This is a genomic window from Coleofasciculus sp. E2-BRE-01 (assembly GCF_040221695.1).
Lineage (GTDB): Bacteria > Cyanobacteriota > Cyanobacteriia > Cyanobacteriales > Coleofasciculaceae > Coleofasciculus.
In genome coordinates this window covers 176,619-190,739 of the sequence record NZ_JAVKEA010000217.1, presented here as the reverse complement: position 1 = coordinate 190,739, position 14,121 = coordinate 176,619, and the positions used below count along the sequence as shown (strand labels likewise).

At 46.3% G+C, this 14,121-nt stretch carries 10 protein-coding genes; 3 read left to right on the top strand and 7 right to left on the bottom strand.

Going from position 1 to position 14,121, the window contains the following annotated elements:
* Nucleotides 1–43: 43 nt before the first annotated feature.
* From RIG66_RS30290 to RIG66_RS30265, 6 genes are all read right to left on the bottom strand, one after another.
* Nucleotides 44–2,323 (bottom strand): ShlB/FhaC/HecB family hemolysin secretion/activation protein, encoded by a 2,280-nt coding sequence (locus RIG66_RS30290; RefSeq protein WP_446383287.1) that lies wholly within the window; start codon nucleotides 2,321–2,323, stop codon nucleotides 44–46.
* 304 nt (nucleotides 2,324–2,627) lie between these two features.
* Nucleotides 2,628–3,194, bottom strand: coding sequence for a hypothetical protein (locus tag RIG66_RS30285; protein WP_446383285.1), 567 nt, complete (start codon nucleotides 3,192–3,194; stop codon nucleotides 2,628–2,630).
* A 146-nt stretch (nucleotides 3,195–3,340) separates the two neighbouring features.
* Nucleotides 3,341–4,594, bottom strand: a complete 1,254-nt coding sequence (locus RIG66_RS30280) for a DUF4912 domain-containing protein (RefSeq protein WP_446383283.1) — start codon at nucleotides 4,592–4,594, stop codon at nucleotides 3,341–3,343.
* A gap of 564 nt (nucleotides 4,595–5,158) precedes the next feature.
* A complete protein-coding gene (locus RIG66_RS30275) occupies nucleotides 5,159–5,293 on the bottom strand; it encodes a hypothetical protein (RefSeq protein WP_446383281.1) in 135 nt (44 codons plus the stop codon).
* Nucleotides 5,271–6,686, bottom strand: a complete 1,416-nt coding sequence (locus RIG66_RS30270) for an LCP family protein (protein ID WP_446383279.1) — start codon at nucleotides 6,684–6,686, stop codon at nucleotides 5,271–5,273. Before RIG66_RS30270 ends, RIG66_RS30275 begins: the two co-directional genes overlap by 23 nt.
* 242 nt (nucleotides 6,687–6,928) lie before the next feature.
* Entirely contained in the window at nucleotides 6,929–7,306 is a 378-nt protein-coding gene (locus RIG66_RS30265; protein WP_446383277.1) for a hypothetical protein, read from the bottom strand.
* Nucleotides 7,307–7,396: 90 nt separating this feature from the next.
* Between RIG66_RS30265 and RIG66_RS30260 the strand changes: the two genes are divergently transcribed.
* Nucleotides 7,397–7,615: a hypothetical protein gene (locus tag RIG66_RS30260; protein WP_446383275.1), complete on the top strand. Its 219-nt coding sequence runs from the start codon at nucleotides 7,397–7,399 to the stop codon at nucleotides 7,613–7,615.
* Between the two features lie 404 nt (nucleotides 7,616–8,019).
* Here the strand turns inward: RIG66_RS30260 and RIG66_RS30255 are convergent, their stop codons facing one another.
* Nucleotides 8,020–12,570 carry a CHAT domain-containing protein gene (locus RIG66_RS30255; protein WP_446383273.1) on the bottom strand — a complete coding sequence of 1,517 codons (4,551 nt, stop codon included), beginning with the start codon at nucleotides 12,568–12,570 and terminating at the stop codon, nucleotides 8,020–8,022.
* 298 nt (nucleotides 12,571–12,868) lie between these two features.
* Between RIG66_RS30255 and RIG66_RS30250 the strand changes: the two genes are divergently transcribed.
* Together RIG66_RS30250 and accD are read left to right on the top strand one after the other, a co-directional pair.
* The gene (locus RIG66_RS30250; RefSeq protein WP_006100380.1) at nucleotides 12,869–13,078 is read left to right on the top strand and encodes a hypothetical protein; all 210 of its coding nucleotides are present in this window, start codon (nucleotides 12,869–12,871) and stop codon (nucleotides 13,076–13,078) included.
* A 41-nt stretch (nucleotides 13,079–13,119) separates the two neighbouring features.
* Nucleotides 13,120–14,058: an acetyl-CoA carboxylase, carboxyltransferase subunit beta gene (gene accD, locus RIG66_RS30245; RefSeq protein WP_446383271.1), complete on the top strand. Its 939-nt coding sequence runs from the start codon at nucleotides 13,120–13,122 to the stop codon at nucleotides 14,056–14,058.
* Nucleotides 14,059–14,121 lie beyond the last annotated feature (63 nt).

Here is a 14,121-nt window from a genome sequence, read left to right as displayed (position 1 = left end):
TCAGGTAGTAGAGACGTAGCATGCTACGTCTCTACACCCCCGCTTAAAACTGATAGCGAACTGAAAAGTGAAATCCCTCATCTTGAGCATTTTCACCTTGATCCTCCAGTTCCACTAAGGGCAAACCATAGTCAAGGCGCAAATTTAATCCGGGTAGCGGTTGCCAAAGTATCCCCATACCCAGACTGGCTAAAAACTGCTCTTGAGGTAGAGGGTTCTGATTATCAGGATTATTCCACACCCAACCCGCATTGAAAAATGGCGCAATTTGGAACGTTGACGCACCGGATGCATTTTTCTCTAAGGTGATCCGGTCTTCTAAGAATAATCGCATGCCATTATCTCCAATTCGAGCATTCTGTCGATAGCCTCGCACGGATTGAGCGCCACCAATGACAAATTGCTGAGACGGTAAAAGAGTATTGGGAGTCAGTTGAATGTCAGCCCCCATAATTAAAAAATGACCATCACTGAGAATTTGGACTCGTTGGATCTGACCCAGCCAGCTCAAAAAACGTCCATCCGGATCAGGATCGGGATTAACAGTCGCATCCAACCACCCTGTACCCAGACTAAAGAGCGATCGCACTGACCACGCTCCCCCAGAATCACGACGTAGGTAGTCTTGTCCAAATTGAATCACACTGGTGCGCGTTATCCCGTCAGCATCAGCCCCAGGACTTAACGGGAAGGGTTCATTAAAAAAAAATGTCTGACTGTCTCTCAAGCTAAAACCCAGGGATAGGGCTAATTCTTCGCGGGAGGTGCGAATTAAGGGTTGATTAAAACTAATCTCATACTGTTCAGATTCTCCCTCAATACCGAATTGAGCAAAAGGTTCGGCTGTGACTTGATTGCGATCAACGCTGGCTTGCACTTGCAGGGTGCCATTTTTTGGATTCAGGGGAAGGCGATAGCCCATATTGATCACCTTTGAACCACCAGTGGTGGAATAGAAGTAACTCGCCGTCAGTTCATCCCCATACCCGGTCAGATTACGATAGCGTCCATTTACGCCCAATCGTTCTGAACCTACACTCGGCGGTGAATAGTTATCGGTGGTGAGGCTACCTTCAAAGGGATTGGCTTCAACGACACGAATAATTAAATTGCTCTTTCCCGGTTGACTACCAGCGCGAAGACTGGCGTCTACAGATTCAAATAAGGGATTCGCCCGCAGTAGCCGCAATTTATCTTCCAAGCGAGCGGTATTTAGGGGGGTGCTGACACCTAGCTGAATCCGATTTTGGATGTAACTGGGTTTAAGGCGGCGAATCCCCTCAATTTTAATCTCCTCCAGACTCCCTTCTAGGACAAAAATCTCTACGACACCATCAGTAATCACCTGGTCTACTAGAATGGCTCTTGAGGTGATGTAACCACGATTTAAATAGAGTTGAGTGATGGCATCGGCAGCCTGTTGCAATTGTTGTAGGGTCACCGCTTCTCCTTCCAACGGTTGGACAATGGGAGCGAAGTCCTCGGGTTCAAAGATGGTGCTACCTGTGACATTAATTTCCTCGATTTGAATAGCCTCCACGTTAGAATTTGTGGGACGAGAGGGAGTGGGTTCGGGTTGGGTCAACGGTGGGGACTCATCAGGACGTAAGGGTTCAGGACTAGGCGTGGGTTGAGGAAAACGATCGTCTGGACTGGGTTGGATGGTTTCGGGGTTGGGAATCGTGGGCGGGGTTTGTGCGATCGGAAGATCATCGAAGTCAGCGTGATCTGGAGTAAAAATAGGGTTGAGTGATGAGTGTATAGGGATGGGTTTAACATCTACCGTTTCTTGGCTTATCCCAATGTGATGCAACTCGCCCTGACTGAGTGAGAGAGGGTTGATCCTTAGCGACTCTTGATCCCATGGTTTGGAGTGAGACGCTTCTGGATCAAAAGAGCGATCGCAAGATTCGAGTTCAGCACGATTGGGCTGCTCTCTACAGGCTTCCTCAGCTTCTCTCTCCCCGTACTGGAGATCCTTAGTTAGCTCCTGTTCGTTTAAAGCGTGATTATCTCCGTCTACTCTGCCATTTAACTCTTGTCCTGGGAGCCAGTCCTCCTCTGTCCTAAAGTCATTTTCTGCCTTCTGAGAGCCTTCTACCTTCTGAGAGCCTTCTACCTGCTGAGATTGCTGGTGAGAGAGTTCCATAAGATTAGGGAAATGAACAGGGTTTTGGCTCACTTGTGACACAGACATTGGAGTTGTACCCAGCGCCGTTGGTGCATTTAAACCCATAATACCCACCCAAACAGGTGTCAGTTGTCCCAGAATCTGCCCCTTTAAAAAAATCTTCACTAAAAGCTTACTCTCCGACTCTTTCATCGTTGAGCGCCCCCAGTGACTAATTGTTCTGGAATAACTGCTCCTAAGCTCATACTATAGATTCCAGCGCCTGAATATCGCGTCTGATTTCCTACTCTACTCTTCGAGGAGGGTTTAGCCCAAGCAGGAGCAGCTTGCGCGTCTATTGTCATGTGTACGCACAGTTTTTTACCGATGCCAAAGTGCAGACACGCCCTGGTGCGTCTCTACTGACGGTGGTATTTTCATCCCTTCAGGAGCAAGGAATTTCTCCCATACCCGATACCCTACACCCAGTCTCCCTTTTAGCTTTCTTGTCACTCCTTCAGGGTTCTACTTCTGACCAAAGACGTTCTAAGCGCCGTTGCCATTGTGCCAAGACTTCTTCTGTTTGTTCTCTGGATTCCATCTCACCCATCAAACCTTCCCGATAAAAGCGATCCAGAGTTTGCAGGGTTGTCTCAAAGGATTGCCCTTGCTGCTTTGCCGCTCTAATGATTTGACGAATTTGACGATCTACAAACTGGTCAAAGCTGGACTCTAAACCCTTTTGACATAAGGCAACCAATCGTATGACTGCGTAACCAAAATCATCAGGGTCAAGCGTCTCCCGCTTATGTTGAAAGACGCCCCAAAGCACATTTTGATTCAGGGCATAGCGAGTGTCCTGAGTTTCATCAAAATTGGCTTCTAGGAGTTGTTCCAGAAAGGGTTGAGCCTCTTGAGCCGATGCTATGGGAACCAAAATTCTTAGCCAAGACTGGTCGGACGATAGCAGGATTAACACTCTCAGTTGAGGTGTTTCCACCTGCCACGTCCCTGATTCTACCTGTTGAACCGCCTGGGAATTAAAAAGTTCTGTCAGCTTGACAGTAATTTCTTCGGGTTTCATCTTGTTTTTTCCAGAGAATTTCGTAAAAAAATCCCCCGACAGTTGTCAGGGGACACTTCTAGAAGTATGAAAGATTCGGGATGAAGTGTGAAGTGGCAAGATTGATGATAGTTCTTCGTTATCCTTTGTGCTTCACCCTGTAATCGTTAGAGCCATTCGGGAACCATTTCTTCTTTGGTGTTGGTATTGCGTGAGGGCGTCTCGCGGGTAAATTTCATCTGAATCGAGCGAGTTTGTTCGCCATCTGCTGCTACTGCCATAATCGGGTAGTCGATTAAACCATCTTGGAAGGACATCTGGAAGCGGAAGGTTCCGTCTGGATTCAGTTTAATCGGACGCCCGCCAATGGTTACGGTGGCATCCGGTTCGGTTGCACCGTAGACAATCAACTCAGCATCGGCAACCAACCAGAACTGACGAGGACGAATGGGGGGCATAGAGGCAGACATCCCCATCCCGACTCCGGACATGCCAACACCGGACATGGTTAAGCCAGACATGGTGGGTACAGCCCACATCCCTACCCCAGAGGGGAAGATGTAGGAACTGACGGATTGAGACGGAGCCATCGATCCGGGAACATGCTGCATTGAGCCGTACATAGAACCTGCGACACGCTGAGCTTCGGCAGATTTTGCCATGCCAAAGATTTCGTCGTAGATGGGGTTCTCGGTATGGGCGGTATCTGGGGTAACAGGTTGGCGCTTGCTGGGAGGAACCAACTCGTATACCGTCTTGCCTTGGAGTTCTTCCTCCCAGTTAACGGTGATGAATTGGTCTTCAATCCAGTCACTGGGATAAACAGGGGGAACACGGACAGGTGTAGAACGGGCTAGGATTAACCAACGACCATCGGCACAACGATAACCGATATCTACTGTATAGTCGCGATCGCTAACGGGTAGAGGTAAGTACCATTCCCGTGCTAGTTCGTCACAGGGATATTCCTGAATGCTATGGGCGCTTTGGTATTCCAGGTTAATATCGGTGACATCATAAATCCGCAGTGCTAATTGCTGTCCCCCCTGACGCCGCAGATCTTCCTTGTGTTCGTTCGGAATATCCCAGTAGGTATACGCCCATTGAGGATCGCGGGGCATGAGGACGATCCGACTTTCACCATACCCGGCGGGTAAATCAGGTAATCCTTCGTCTACAGATGCTAGATCACCGCCAGTGCGATCGTCTTGACCGAGTTCAAATTTAGATGCTTCCACTTCTGGTTGTGCCTCCACTGTGCTAGTTGGACTGAGCGAGATTTTGGTATGTTGGACTTTTTGAATTTCTGCCAGTAACTGCGCTTTACGCATCCGGCTATACCGTGAGATGCCGTACTCACTGGCAACTCTACGCAGTTGCCGTAAGGTCATCTCTTCTAAAGGTGGGCGTTCTTTTGCCATGAATATGCTCTCCAATTGTTAGGTCGGTAGGTTGTATCTCTCCTGGTGAATCAAAAAATGGGGATCATAATTTAACAACATCGCATCTGATATTTGATAAAAGTTGATGATTCCTACCGCCTTGGAGTAAGTCAATCTCGGTGACGTATTGCATTCGTCTTTCGTTTGGGCAGGTACAAACTCACGCACGACTTACTCTTTAGGCAGACGTTGGGATTACTCCCGATAACACTTAGATTTCTCCAGTAAGGATCACAGAAATACTGATTTGAGTATTTCTTTGGGATCGCTTTATTTATCTATGTACCAGAAAAGCCTTAGGTATGGTCAAGGGGATCAAGACGCTAATTTTCAAGAATTGACGAATTTACAAGCTTATCGGGGATCGCAATGTCATAGTTTCATGACATTTACGAGGAAAGGGGGATCGCTTAGTGGTGAAGGGGAGCTGGGGGAGCGGTGTAGAGACGTAGCATGCTACGTCTGGGAGATGAGGAAGATGAGAGAGATAGAGGAGTCATGTTCCAGGCGTGATTACAGAAGCATCTGTCTGTAGGGGCGGGTTTAGGGACTAATATTGATTGTTATCCCTAGCTTGGCAGCAAAACCCGCCCCGACCAAATGACAAATGACCAAATGACCAATGACCAATGACCAATGACCAATGACCAATGACCTAGAAATTAAAAAATCCCTCATCAGAGAAATCCTGCTGTTCCAGCCAATCTTGACCCAACTGAATGGTCACATCAGAGGCTAGAGAACCCGTACTCTCGACGCGCACCTCACCAAATCCCAAATCAGCGCGGATAGCCGCAGCGCTGGCTTCGTCTCCTTGTTGGGCAATGATGCGGGTGACGCGCAAGGGTTCTGCCCAGGGTTCACCGACATAATTATTTCGATAACCTGCTTCTCTTAGGGTACTGATTAGGGATTGAACGGCTTCTGGATTATCGGTACTATCTTGAATCGCCACCCGCAAATAAGCTGGATCAATATCGGAGAGTTCGCTATAACCTTGATCGAAATGTTGAGCCACCATTTGCCGAATCTGGCGGTGATTGGGTAACCAGTAACTGACTTCATTTTCGCCCGTGCCGTTAAACCGCCCCGGAACCATTAACATTTGTACGTCAGACCGTTTACTATCAACAGCAAATCCGATTAGAGCGACCAATTCTTCAACGCTTAAGTTGGTGTCAATGTGAGACTGAATCACCGATAAAATTTTAGGCAGTCGGGCTAAAGTTGTAGGATTGAGCGCTTGCTCTATTAATGCCCGCATCAGTATTTGCTGGCGCTGTACTCGACCCACATCCCCATATTTGTCATAGCGAAACCGCAAAAATTGCATTGCCTGCTCGCCATTAAGATGCTGTTTGCCTTGCTTAAGGTTGATATAGAGATGTTGAGAATCATCTTGATATTTCATGTCCTGGGGAACATACACAGTGACGCCACCCAAGGCATCCACGAGCTTTTCCACACCTTGTACATTCACTCGGACATAACGGTCAATTCCTACACCGTCGAGGAGTTCACTGGCTGCCTTTGCCGTTAATGCTGGTCCACCATGGTAATTAGCCGCGTTGATTTTAGTCACACCATACCCTTCAACGTAGGTTTGGGTATCGCGGGGAATGGAGAGAACATTTAATTTTTGGTTATTGGGGTCAAACCGAGCCAACAGCATGGTGTCGGAATGCCCATCAAAGGAATTGACCAGTGCATGATAACCTAAGTCGTCCTCTGTCGGTTCATCTAAGTCAGAGGTGAGAACTTTTGTCCCCAAAATTAATATATTGACAGGTCGTGTTAATTCGGGCAGTCGCATACTATTGCGGGTCATACTACCCTTTTCGCTAAAGATGGCTGCCTCATCATCACTCAGTTGACTTTGCAGTAAAGGCATACTCGATAGCGAAACAGCAAGCATTGCCCCGGCTGTCGCGGATAACATGGCGACGCCAGTAAAGCCTAACCAAAGCCAAAGCCAATGTCCTCGTTTAGCTTTAGCCGATTTCTTTTTCGGCGGTTGAATCCTCTTTTTCTGTCCTGGGCGGGGTTTTTCGTAGGTTTTTCGAGCTGGCACTTGGTTTCCTCACACACACATAAGCGATCAGGATGGGTTTGGGCAGATGATACACGCCGATGCCCTCATTGCTTACCCTGAGTCTGATTTAGAGCGTTTGACAAAAACACTCATATCAGGTTTTCTCACCGTTTGGGGTAAAACCAGGCAAATACGGCAAAAGATGAGAACAGTTGATCAACTTCAGGCAAAAAGCCCGTCACCATTTTCCTATAACCGGACAACCCAAACGCTGAAATCGTTTACTCGGACAGATGCTTTCGCACTTTCCCTTCCGCCACCTGGCTAATCCCAGGGAGACGGGGTAACTTCCCTTGCCACAAGCGCACCATGAGCCAAACACTGGCTAAAAAATACCCAGAGGTGAGCATGGTATTCATAAATAACAGGCGGAAGCTCCAGAACTCGGTGAGCTGCGCCCCTGACAATAATAAAATGTAGCCTACTAGCCAAGCGAAAGCCAAGGTTACGGACAAGCGACTCGCCGCTTGCTGTTCTCGTGTTCCTTGGCGACGGTAGAGTGTCCACAGTGCCGGAAAAAAGCCGATCACAGGCAGCAGGTAGGCAAATAGCTGTAAACGTTGGAGGTTTTGATTGTCCAATGGGTCGAGGTGATTCATGGTGCTTTGGTTTAAGGCACAAAAACCTGATCAGGTGGGAATTTGCTCATCAGTGCTAAAAAAGGGAATAATATCACAACCGCATACCAGGTGGCACACAAACTGATGGGTATTCAATTCAATTTCATTGTCAAAGTCTTAATTCTCTCCCTTAGCATTTCCCTGCTGATCAAGTACGCCAGTCCTAGTTTACCCTCTATTCCAGCAACATCCGGGAATGCCCTGATTGCTGTACTCACACCCGCTATAATTTTGGCGATCGCTCTTTTGTGGCGCTTCTGGACATTTCAAAAGCATCCGGTTGAGTAGTAAGTAGGTAGAGACAGTTAAAGTTAACGGTGGTGATCGTCATTCGTCATTCGTCATTCGTCATTCGTCATTCGTCATTCGTCATTCGTCATTCGTCATTCGTCCTTTGTCCTTTGTAAGGGTTTGAGGGTTGCTTACATAACTTCATAAGTTGAGCTTATTTCCGCTAACCTACTTAGTCAATACTTAGGCAGGGCGGGTTTTGCACAAAGGTTATCATCAATAACCAAACGAAAGTCCCTAAACCCGCCCCTACACATTTAAAACCAATGGCACTGAAAATCTGGATTTTGGCAATAGGCAACACCTCGGCTTCGCTCGGTGTTTCATAGGCAATAGGGGAAAGAGAGAGGAAGTGGACAATGCCCGCCAGTAGAGACGTAGCATGAGGAGTCTCTACACCATTACCAAGGACTTCCTACTAATGTAAATGCACTCCAAAAATAAGGATGAGTAAACGCCTTATCCTCAATTCCCGCTAATTCTTCAGGTAAATCAATCGTGCTATTGGGAGTAATCAATTGCCCATTTTCAATCCTCACCTGACCCTGAATCATCGCCAATTGAGTCTCTCGCAGTGCTTCGGCTTTAATCGGGACTTGCTTTAAGTTTTGATAAAACGTGGTCATTAATCCCAATGTCCCCTCATCACTGACATACCAGAGGCTTCCTAACGCTGATTTTACCCCGGCTTGTACCGCTAATCCGGTAAATCCTAACTCAGCTTCTTCATTTCCTAATGCGGTTCGACAAGCACTTAGTACCATTAGTTCTACAGGTGGATTATGTAGTCCAAGTTGGCGAATTTGATCCAGGGATAGTCTCGTATTCCAAAACTGGATATAGGAATTTTCTGGTTTACCTGGTTTAAATTCACCATGAGTTGCCAAATGGACAATACCAAAGGGTTGATTCGCCCGTGCTGCTTTAAGATTAGCGGGAGTAAACGTAGAATTGAGGAAGGATTCACCTTGCCATAGTTTATCTGCGATCGCGGATAATTCTACAGGTACAGCAGGTAAGGGATTTTGATTCGTAAATTCCGACGCCCCCATTGCCAAAACCTGTAAATCACTCACATCTACATAACGAGTATCGGTTAGCGATAAAGAAGGCATAAACCCAATACTATAGCGTTCAACAATAAAGCCATTCCCATCATGAAGCGCCGCCACAGGTAAAGAACGCAAACCCTGATCCATAATAAAAGCCAGATTATTAATCTCTCTCTGTTGTAACTCCTCCTCCAAAGGAGCAATTAACCACTGATATAATTGTTGGGCGTTGGGAAGATACGGACGAGGAATACGAATATCCGTAACCGCACGACGGAAACTTTGTAGCGTTTCCATCACCATTTTCCGACTTGCACCCGGTACAATATATCGAATTGGTTCTCCCTCAGCGGTGACGAGGATGAGTTCCAGTTGATCGGTATCTTGCTTTAATTGTCTAGAAGATACAGGTGATTCTTGACTAGACGAAATACCCAAGGAATTGAATTCCCAGAGAGTTTGGGCGGGTTTAGAGAGAGTCTCGGCTGGAGACTTTGTACCATTGGCTGGCGGTTGAACAGGAACCTGGGTTGGTACAAATACTGCATAAATTAGAGCGGGTTTTACCCCAGCCGCCTGTTCAATCCTTTGTAAAGTCCTTTGTGCTTGTGTCAGCGTAATAATTGGCGTCTCAGTTAACCCCCAATACTCTTCATATTCATTCGTGAAGGCGGCTTCAGTTTCCGCGATTGGATTAAACACTGGAGAATTATCAATCACAACATCTTCAGTGATATCGCAGTCGCCAAAGTTATTAGGACATATTGATGAAGAGTATGTACGGTTTTGAAATCGACTTACTGTCCTAACCGTTGTAGCGGTTACTATATCCTCAAATTCATCTATCTCAGATTGTTCAGTGTCTAAACAGTCAGGAGGGCAGGAACCTGTGATAGTTTCATCCGTAATAATCCGAATATTACCTTCAGTTTGATTATCAGGAAACGATTGGAACGGTTCAAGGTTAGACTCGCCACTCGTAATCGCACCTGCTGTACCGTTAATGGAGGCATCACCCACATTAAAAGGAATCAAACCTTGACCGCCATGTTCGATAGTAATCACACCTCCGCCGTTACCTCCGGCTGTAGAAATACTGACATTTTTTCCATTTTGATCGATGAATGTGTCGGTTATCTGGACGAACCCGCCAGCGGTAATATCAACATTTCCTCCTGTACCATTACTTCCCCCTTGAGTATTAATTGAGGTGACTTGAACATTATTTCCTGCATTAAGGGTAATGGAACCGCCATCACCTGAACTGGAACTTGTGTCTAGGGATTGAGTCGTAATATCTTGACTGGCTGTTAGGTCAATACTATTGGCAGCTATTGTCTCATTGGCTATGATATTTGCACTATTGACCGTTAATCCACCAAGTTGCCTTGAGGTGGCTGTACCTGTTCCCGTGGTGTATTGAGCCGCCACCTCGGAAGGAGATAAGGCAGAATCGTAAATGGCTACTTCGTCAATACTGCCCCGGAAAAAATTATCACTTGCGTCACCCCCTCTACGTGCTAGAAAAAGTGGAGAATTATTTTGTGTCGGGCTATTTATAGTATCGGTATTCGTATCTTCTAGAATTCCATCAACATATAAAGAGAGTGTCGAACCCTCTTTGATGAAAGCAATGTGATGAAACTGTCCATCATTTATGGATACTGTTGAGTTAACAGTAGGAGTCGGAATTTCAGGAAAACCATGATATCGTGCAGCAAGGATTTTTCCTGATTGGTCGAAATACCGAATCACATAAGGGTATGGCTCGCCTCCACTCCATTTTTCAATGACATCCTTATCACCAAATTCCGTATCTACTTGTTCAGGCGACACTTTAATCCAAGCCGTTATTGTAAAATCCTCATTCGTGCCAAAATCAATAAAATCTGAATCCGGAATTTCTACATACCCCGTTGTACCATCAAAAAATGGGGCTGGATTAGCATCATCCACTAACGCCCCCTCTTGATTACGATTTACCCCACCAAAATAAGTGCCATCTATATTGTTTCCAGACGAGTCAAAAGCCGTTTCCCCCTCTTCATCCAGACGCCAATATCCCACCGGATCATCTAACAGTACCGCCACATTATAAGGTAACGCTCCACCTACAGCACCATTAAACGTAATATTCCCGGTTCCAGCTTCTAAGGTTAACGTATCCGTACCTGGATTAAACGCATGAAGACTACGATTAAATATAATATCCCCGCCAACTGTAGAACCTGTGCTGAGTGTCTGACTACTGCGAAGAATTACAGGTGCTTCAAAGGTGAGATTACCACCATTCAAGTAAACTGAGGCATCTAAATTGATAAATGCCGCCTCAAAAGTTAAATTGTTGCTACTGTTGGAGTTAATATCACTGTTAATATCAATGTTTTTGCTGGCAGCAATTGAAACATCCCCTGAGTTTAATGCAGTTAACAGTGAATTAGCAGAAATCAAGAAACTCCCACTACCGTCTCCCGACAAGATTTGATTATCGTCGAGTGCTGTATCATTAGTTCCAGTTGTGCCAATAATCACGCTAGTGGGATCTAATAATAACTGTCCCGCTTCACCCGCACTGCTACTTACATCGACAAAACCGTCAAAGGCTAACTGTTGCTGACTGGATATTTCGACAAAACCGCCGTTGCCAGAATTATGTCCGCCACGAGTGCTAATGTTGCCATAAAATGCAGTTTGCTCATCTGCCCAGATAATTACAGTTCCACCCTCGCCTGCGGTTATAGCATCGGCTTTAATCGTAGAATTTTCATTAACTAATGTGATATCAGCATTCGGAATTATTCCTGCACCTTGATAGTCGCCACCAATGCGAATAGTGCCGCCATTATTTGTACCGGATGCGTCAATATTGGCGCTGATTAATCCTACAGTTTTGCCAATAACATTTATCTCGCCGCCAGTTGCAGATGAAGGCGCATAGACGTGCGCCCCCACTGGTGTTCCAGCATTTCCGATCTGGGAAACATCAATAGTGCCAGAGATAATCGTAACCTCTGTTTCATTAGGGAGAATTAATTCCGAATCCGTTAATTTCACCGTTTCGGCTGAATCCACCTCAACGCCTGTCTCCAGGTTTTCCTCTGTCCCCGTCAACAATTCAGCTAAATCTAATGGTGTAAAGGGGATAACTTCTCCCGAACTATTCACCAATGGTTCAACTTCCAAAGACAGCAATTGTCCCGGCTGAGAAATCTTGACCCGATGAGAACCCGGAACGGCTGCAATCGTAATCCGTCCCCCTGGTGCTGTCAGTTCTCCCGTATTAATCACTGTACCACCGAGTAAGGTTAAACTCTGACCTTGGGGAACTGCTAAATTTCCAGCATTAACAATACTTCCAGGCTGAGATACATCAAAAATAAACTGTTGCGGATTTCCGACTAATTGCTGATACTCATTTGTGCCAAAGGCATTGAACCAAAGATTCTCGCCAAACCCAATCCCTGTCGCTGTTGTCACCATAAAATCAGCCGGGACATTTAACTGGGCATTTTGCCCAAACACGATTCCCGCCGGATTCATTAAATATAAATTGGCATTTCCCCCCGTCACCTGAATCAAGCCATTAATCAGCGATGGATTTCCCCCCATCACTCGTCCGAAAATAGTGTTGAGGTGAGGATTTGCCAAAAAGTTAGCGGTTTCACCTGCATCTAAACCCAACTCCTGGAAACTGTGGAATAGATTGGTTTCGTCGCTTGACAAACTACCGCCATTAATGTTATGTATATTTCCCTGTTGGTCAATAATCGTACCCGTTCCATCGGATGCTGGGATAATTGATTGCGCCAGTGTTTCTACACCAATAAGACTCACCACTATTGGAAAAAGAATAGCTGGAGTAACAGACAGCAATCTCAAGTACCATTGAGCAGATTTCATGAGATACACCGAGACCTATTCAGTTGAATTTTACTCCCTGCCGTTCAAGGGTTGAATCAACAAGCAATAAAACGCTAGAAAACGATAAGATACTTGAAATTTTGTGATTTTACGATACTTTGGGGGGGTTGGTGGAAATCAACTCAACACCCGACAAGTTCTGTAAAGCCTCTCCAACCCTTACATATAGCAGATTGCTTCTCGCTGGCGCGAGTATGACAAATGACGAATAACGAATGACGAATAACGATCGCAAACGAGTACAATAACTCTTGTCTTGTGATCATCCTGCTTTATTTTGACCACCTGGATCACCCTAAAAACAACTCATACCCGCTGGGAAGCCGAGCTGATGCAGCAGGTTCTGGCAGCTCACGACATCCCTAGTCGGATTATTGACCAGGGTATCCCATCCTATTTTGGCGCGGGAAGTCCGGCTGCGTTGCAAGTTCGCTCTTATGATCAATGGACAGCTTTGCTATTACTCAGTTCTCCAGACGAGGAATAAGCAGAAATATCGGATAATTATTAAGGAATTAAAAACGTTTCATGTCTTTATTTGACTGGTTTGCCAATCGACGAAAATCAGAACCGATGCCCCAACAACGACGGGAACGGGAGATTGCTGATGGATTGTGGACAAAATGTGAGGCGTGCGCGGTTCTCACCTATACTAAAGACCTGAGAGCGAATCAAATGGTCTGCTCTGAATGTGGTCATCATATCAGGGTATATAGCGATGAACGGATTCGCCAGCTTATTGATGGGAATACCTGGATACCCCTGGATGAGCAAATTCGCCCCACTGATCCGCTAAAATTCCGCGATCGCAAATCCTATACAGATCGCCTACAAGACTACCAAGACAAGACTAAACTAACTGACGCCGTGCAAACGGGGATCGGACAGATTCATGGATTACCCATCGCCCTAGGCGTCATGGATTTCCGCTTTATGGGCGGGAGTATGGGTTCAGTCGTGGGCGAAAAACTGACCCGCCTGATCGAACAAGCCACCCGCCAACGCTTACCTGTGGTGATTATCTGCGCGTCTGGGGGGGCGAGAATGCAAGAAGGCATGTTAAGCCTGATGCAGATGGCGAAAATCTCTGGGGCGCTGGAACAACATCGTCAAGCTAACCTACTCTATATCCCTGTATTAACCCATCCCACCACCGGAGGCGTTACGGCTAGTTTTGCCATGTTAGGGGACATTATCCTGGCTGAACCCAAAGCTACCATTGGTTTTGCGGGACGCCGAGTGATTGAGCAAACCTTGCGAGAAAAACTCCCCGACGACTTTCAAACCTCTGAATATCTACTCCAGTACGGCTTTGTCGATGCGATCGTTCCTCGCACCCAGTTGAAAAAGACGTTAGCGCAGCTTATCCGCCTCCATCAACCTTTTCCCATCTCACCTACTGTGGTTTCCCATTCGGAACCGATGACGTTGATGGCGAAAGGCGCTGATCATACAACGGAGTTTTGAGGGGGAGAGTTTTGTGAGTTTTTACCTATAAATCATTGATCCCCAGAAGTGGTTGACGGCGAT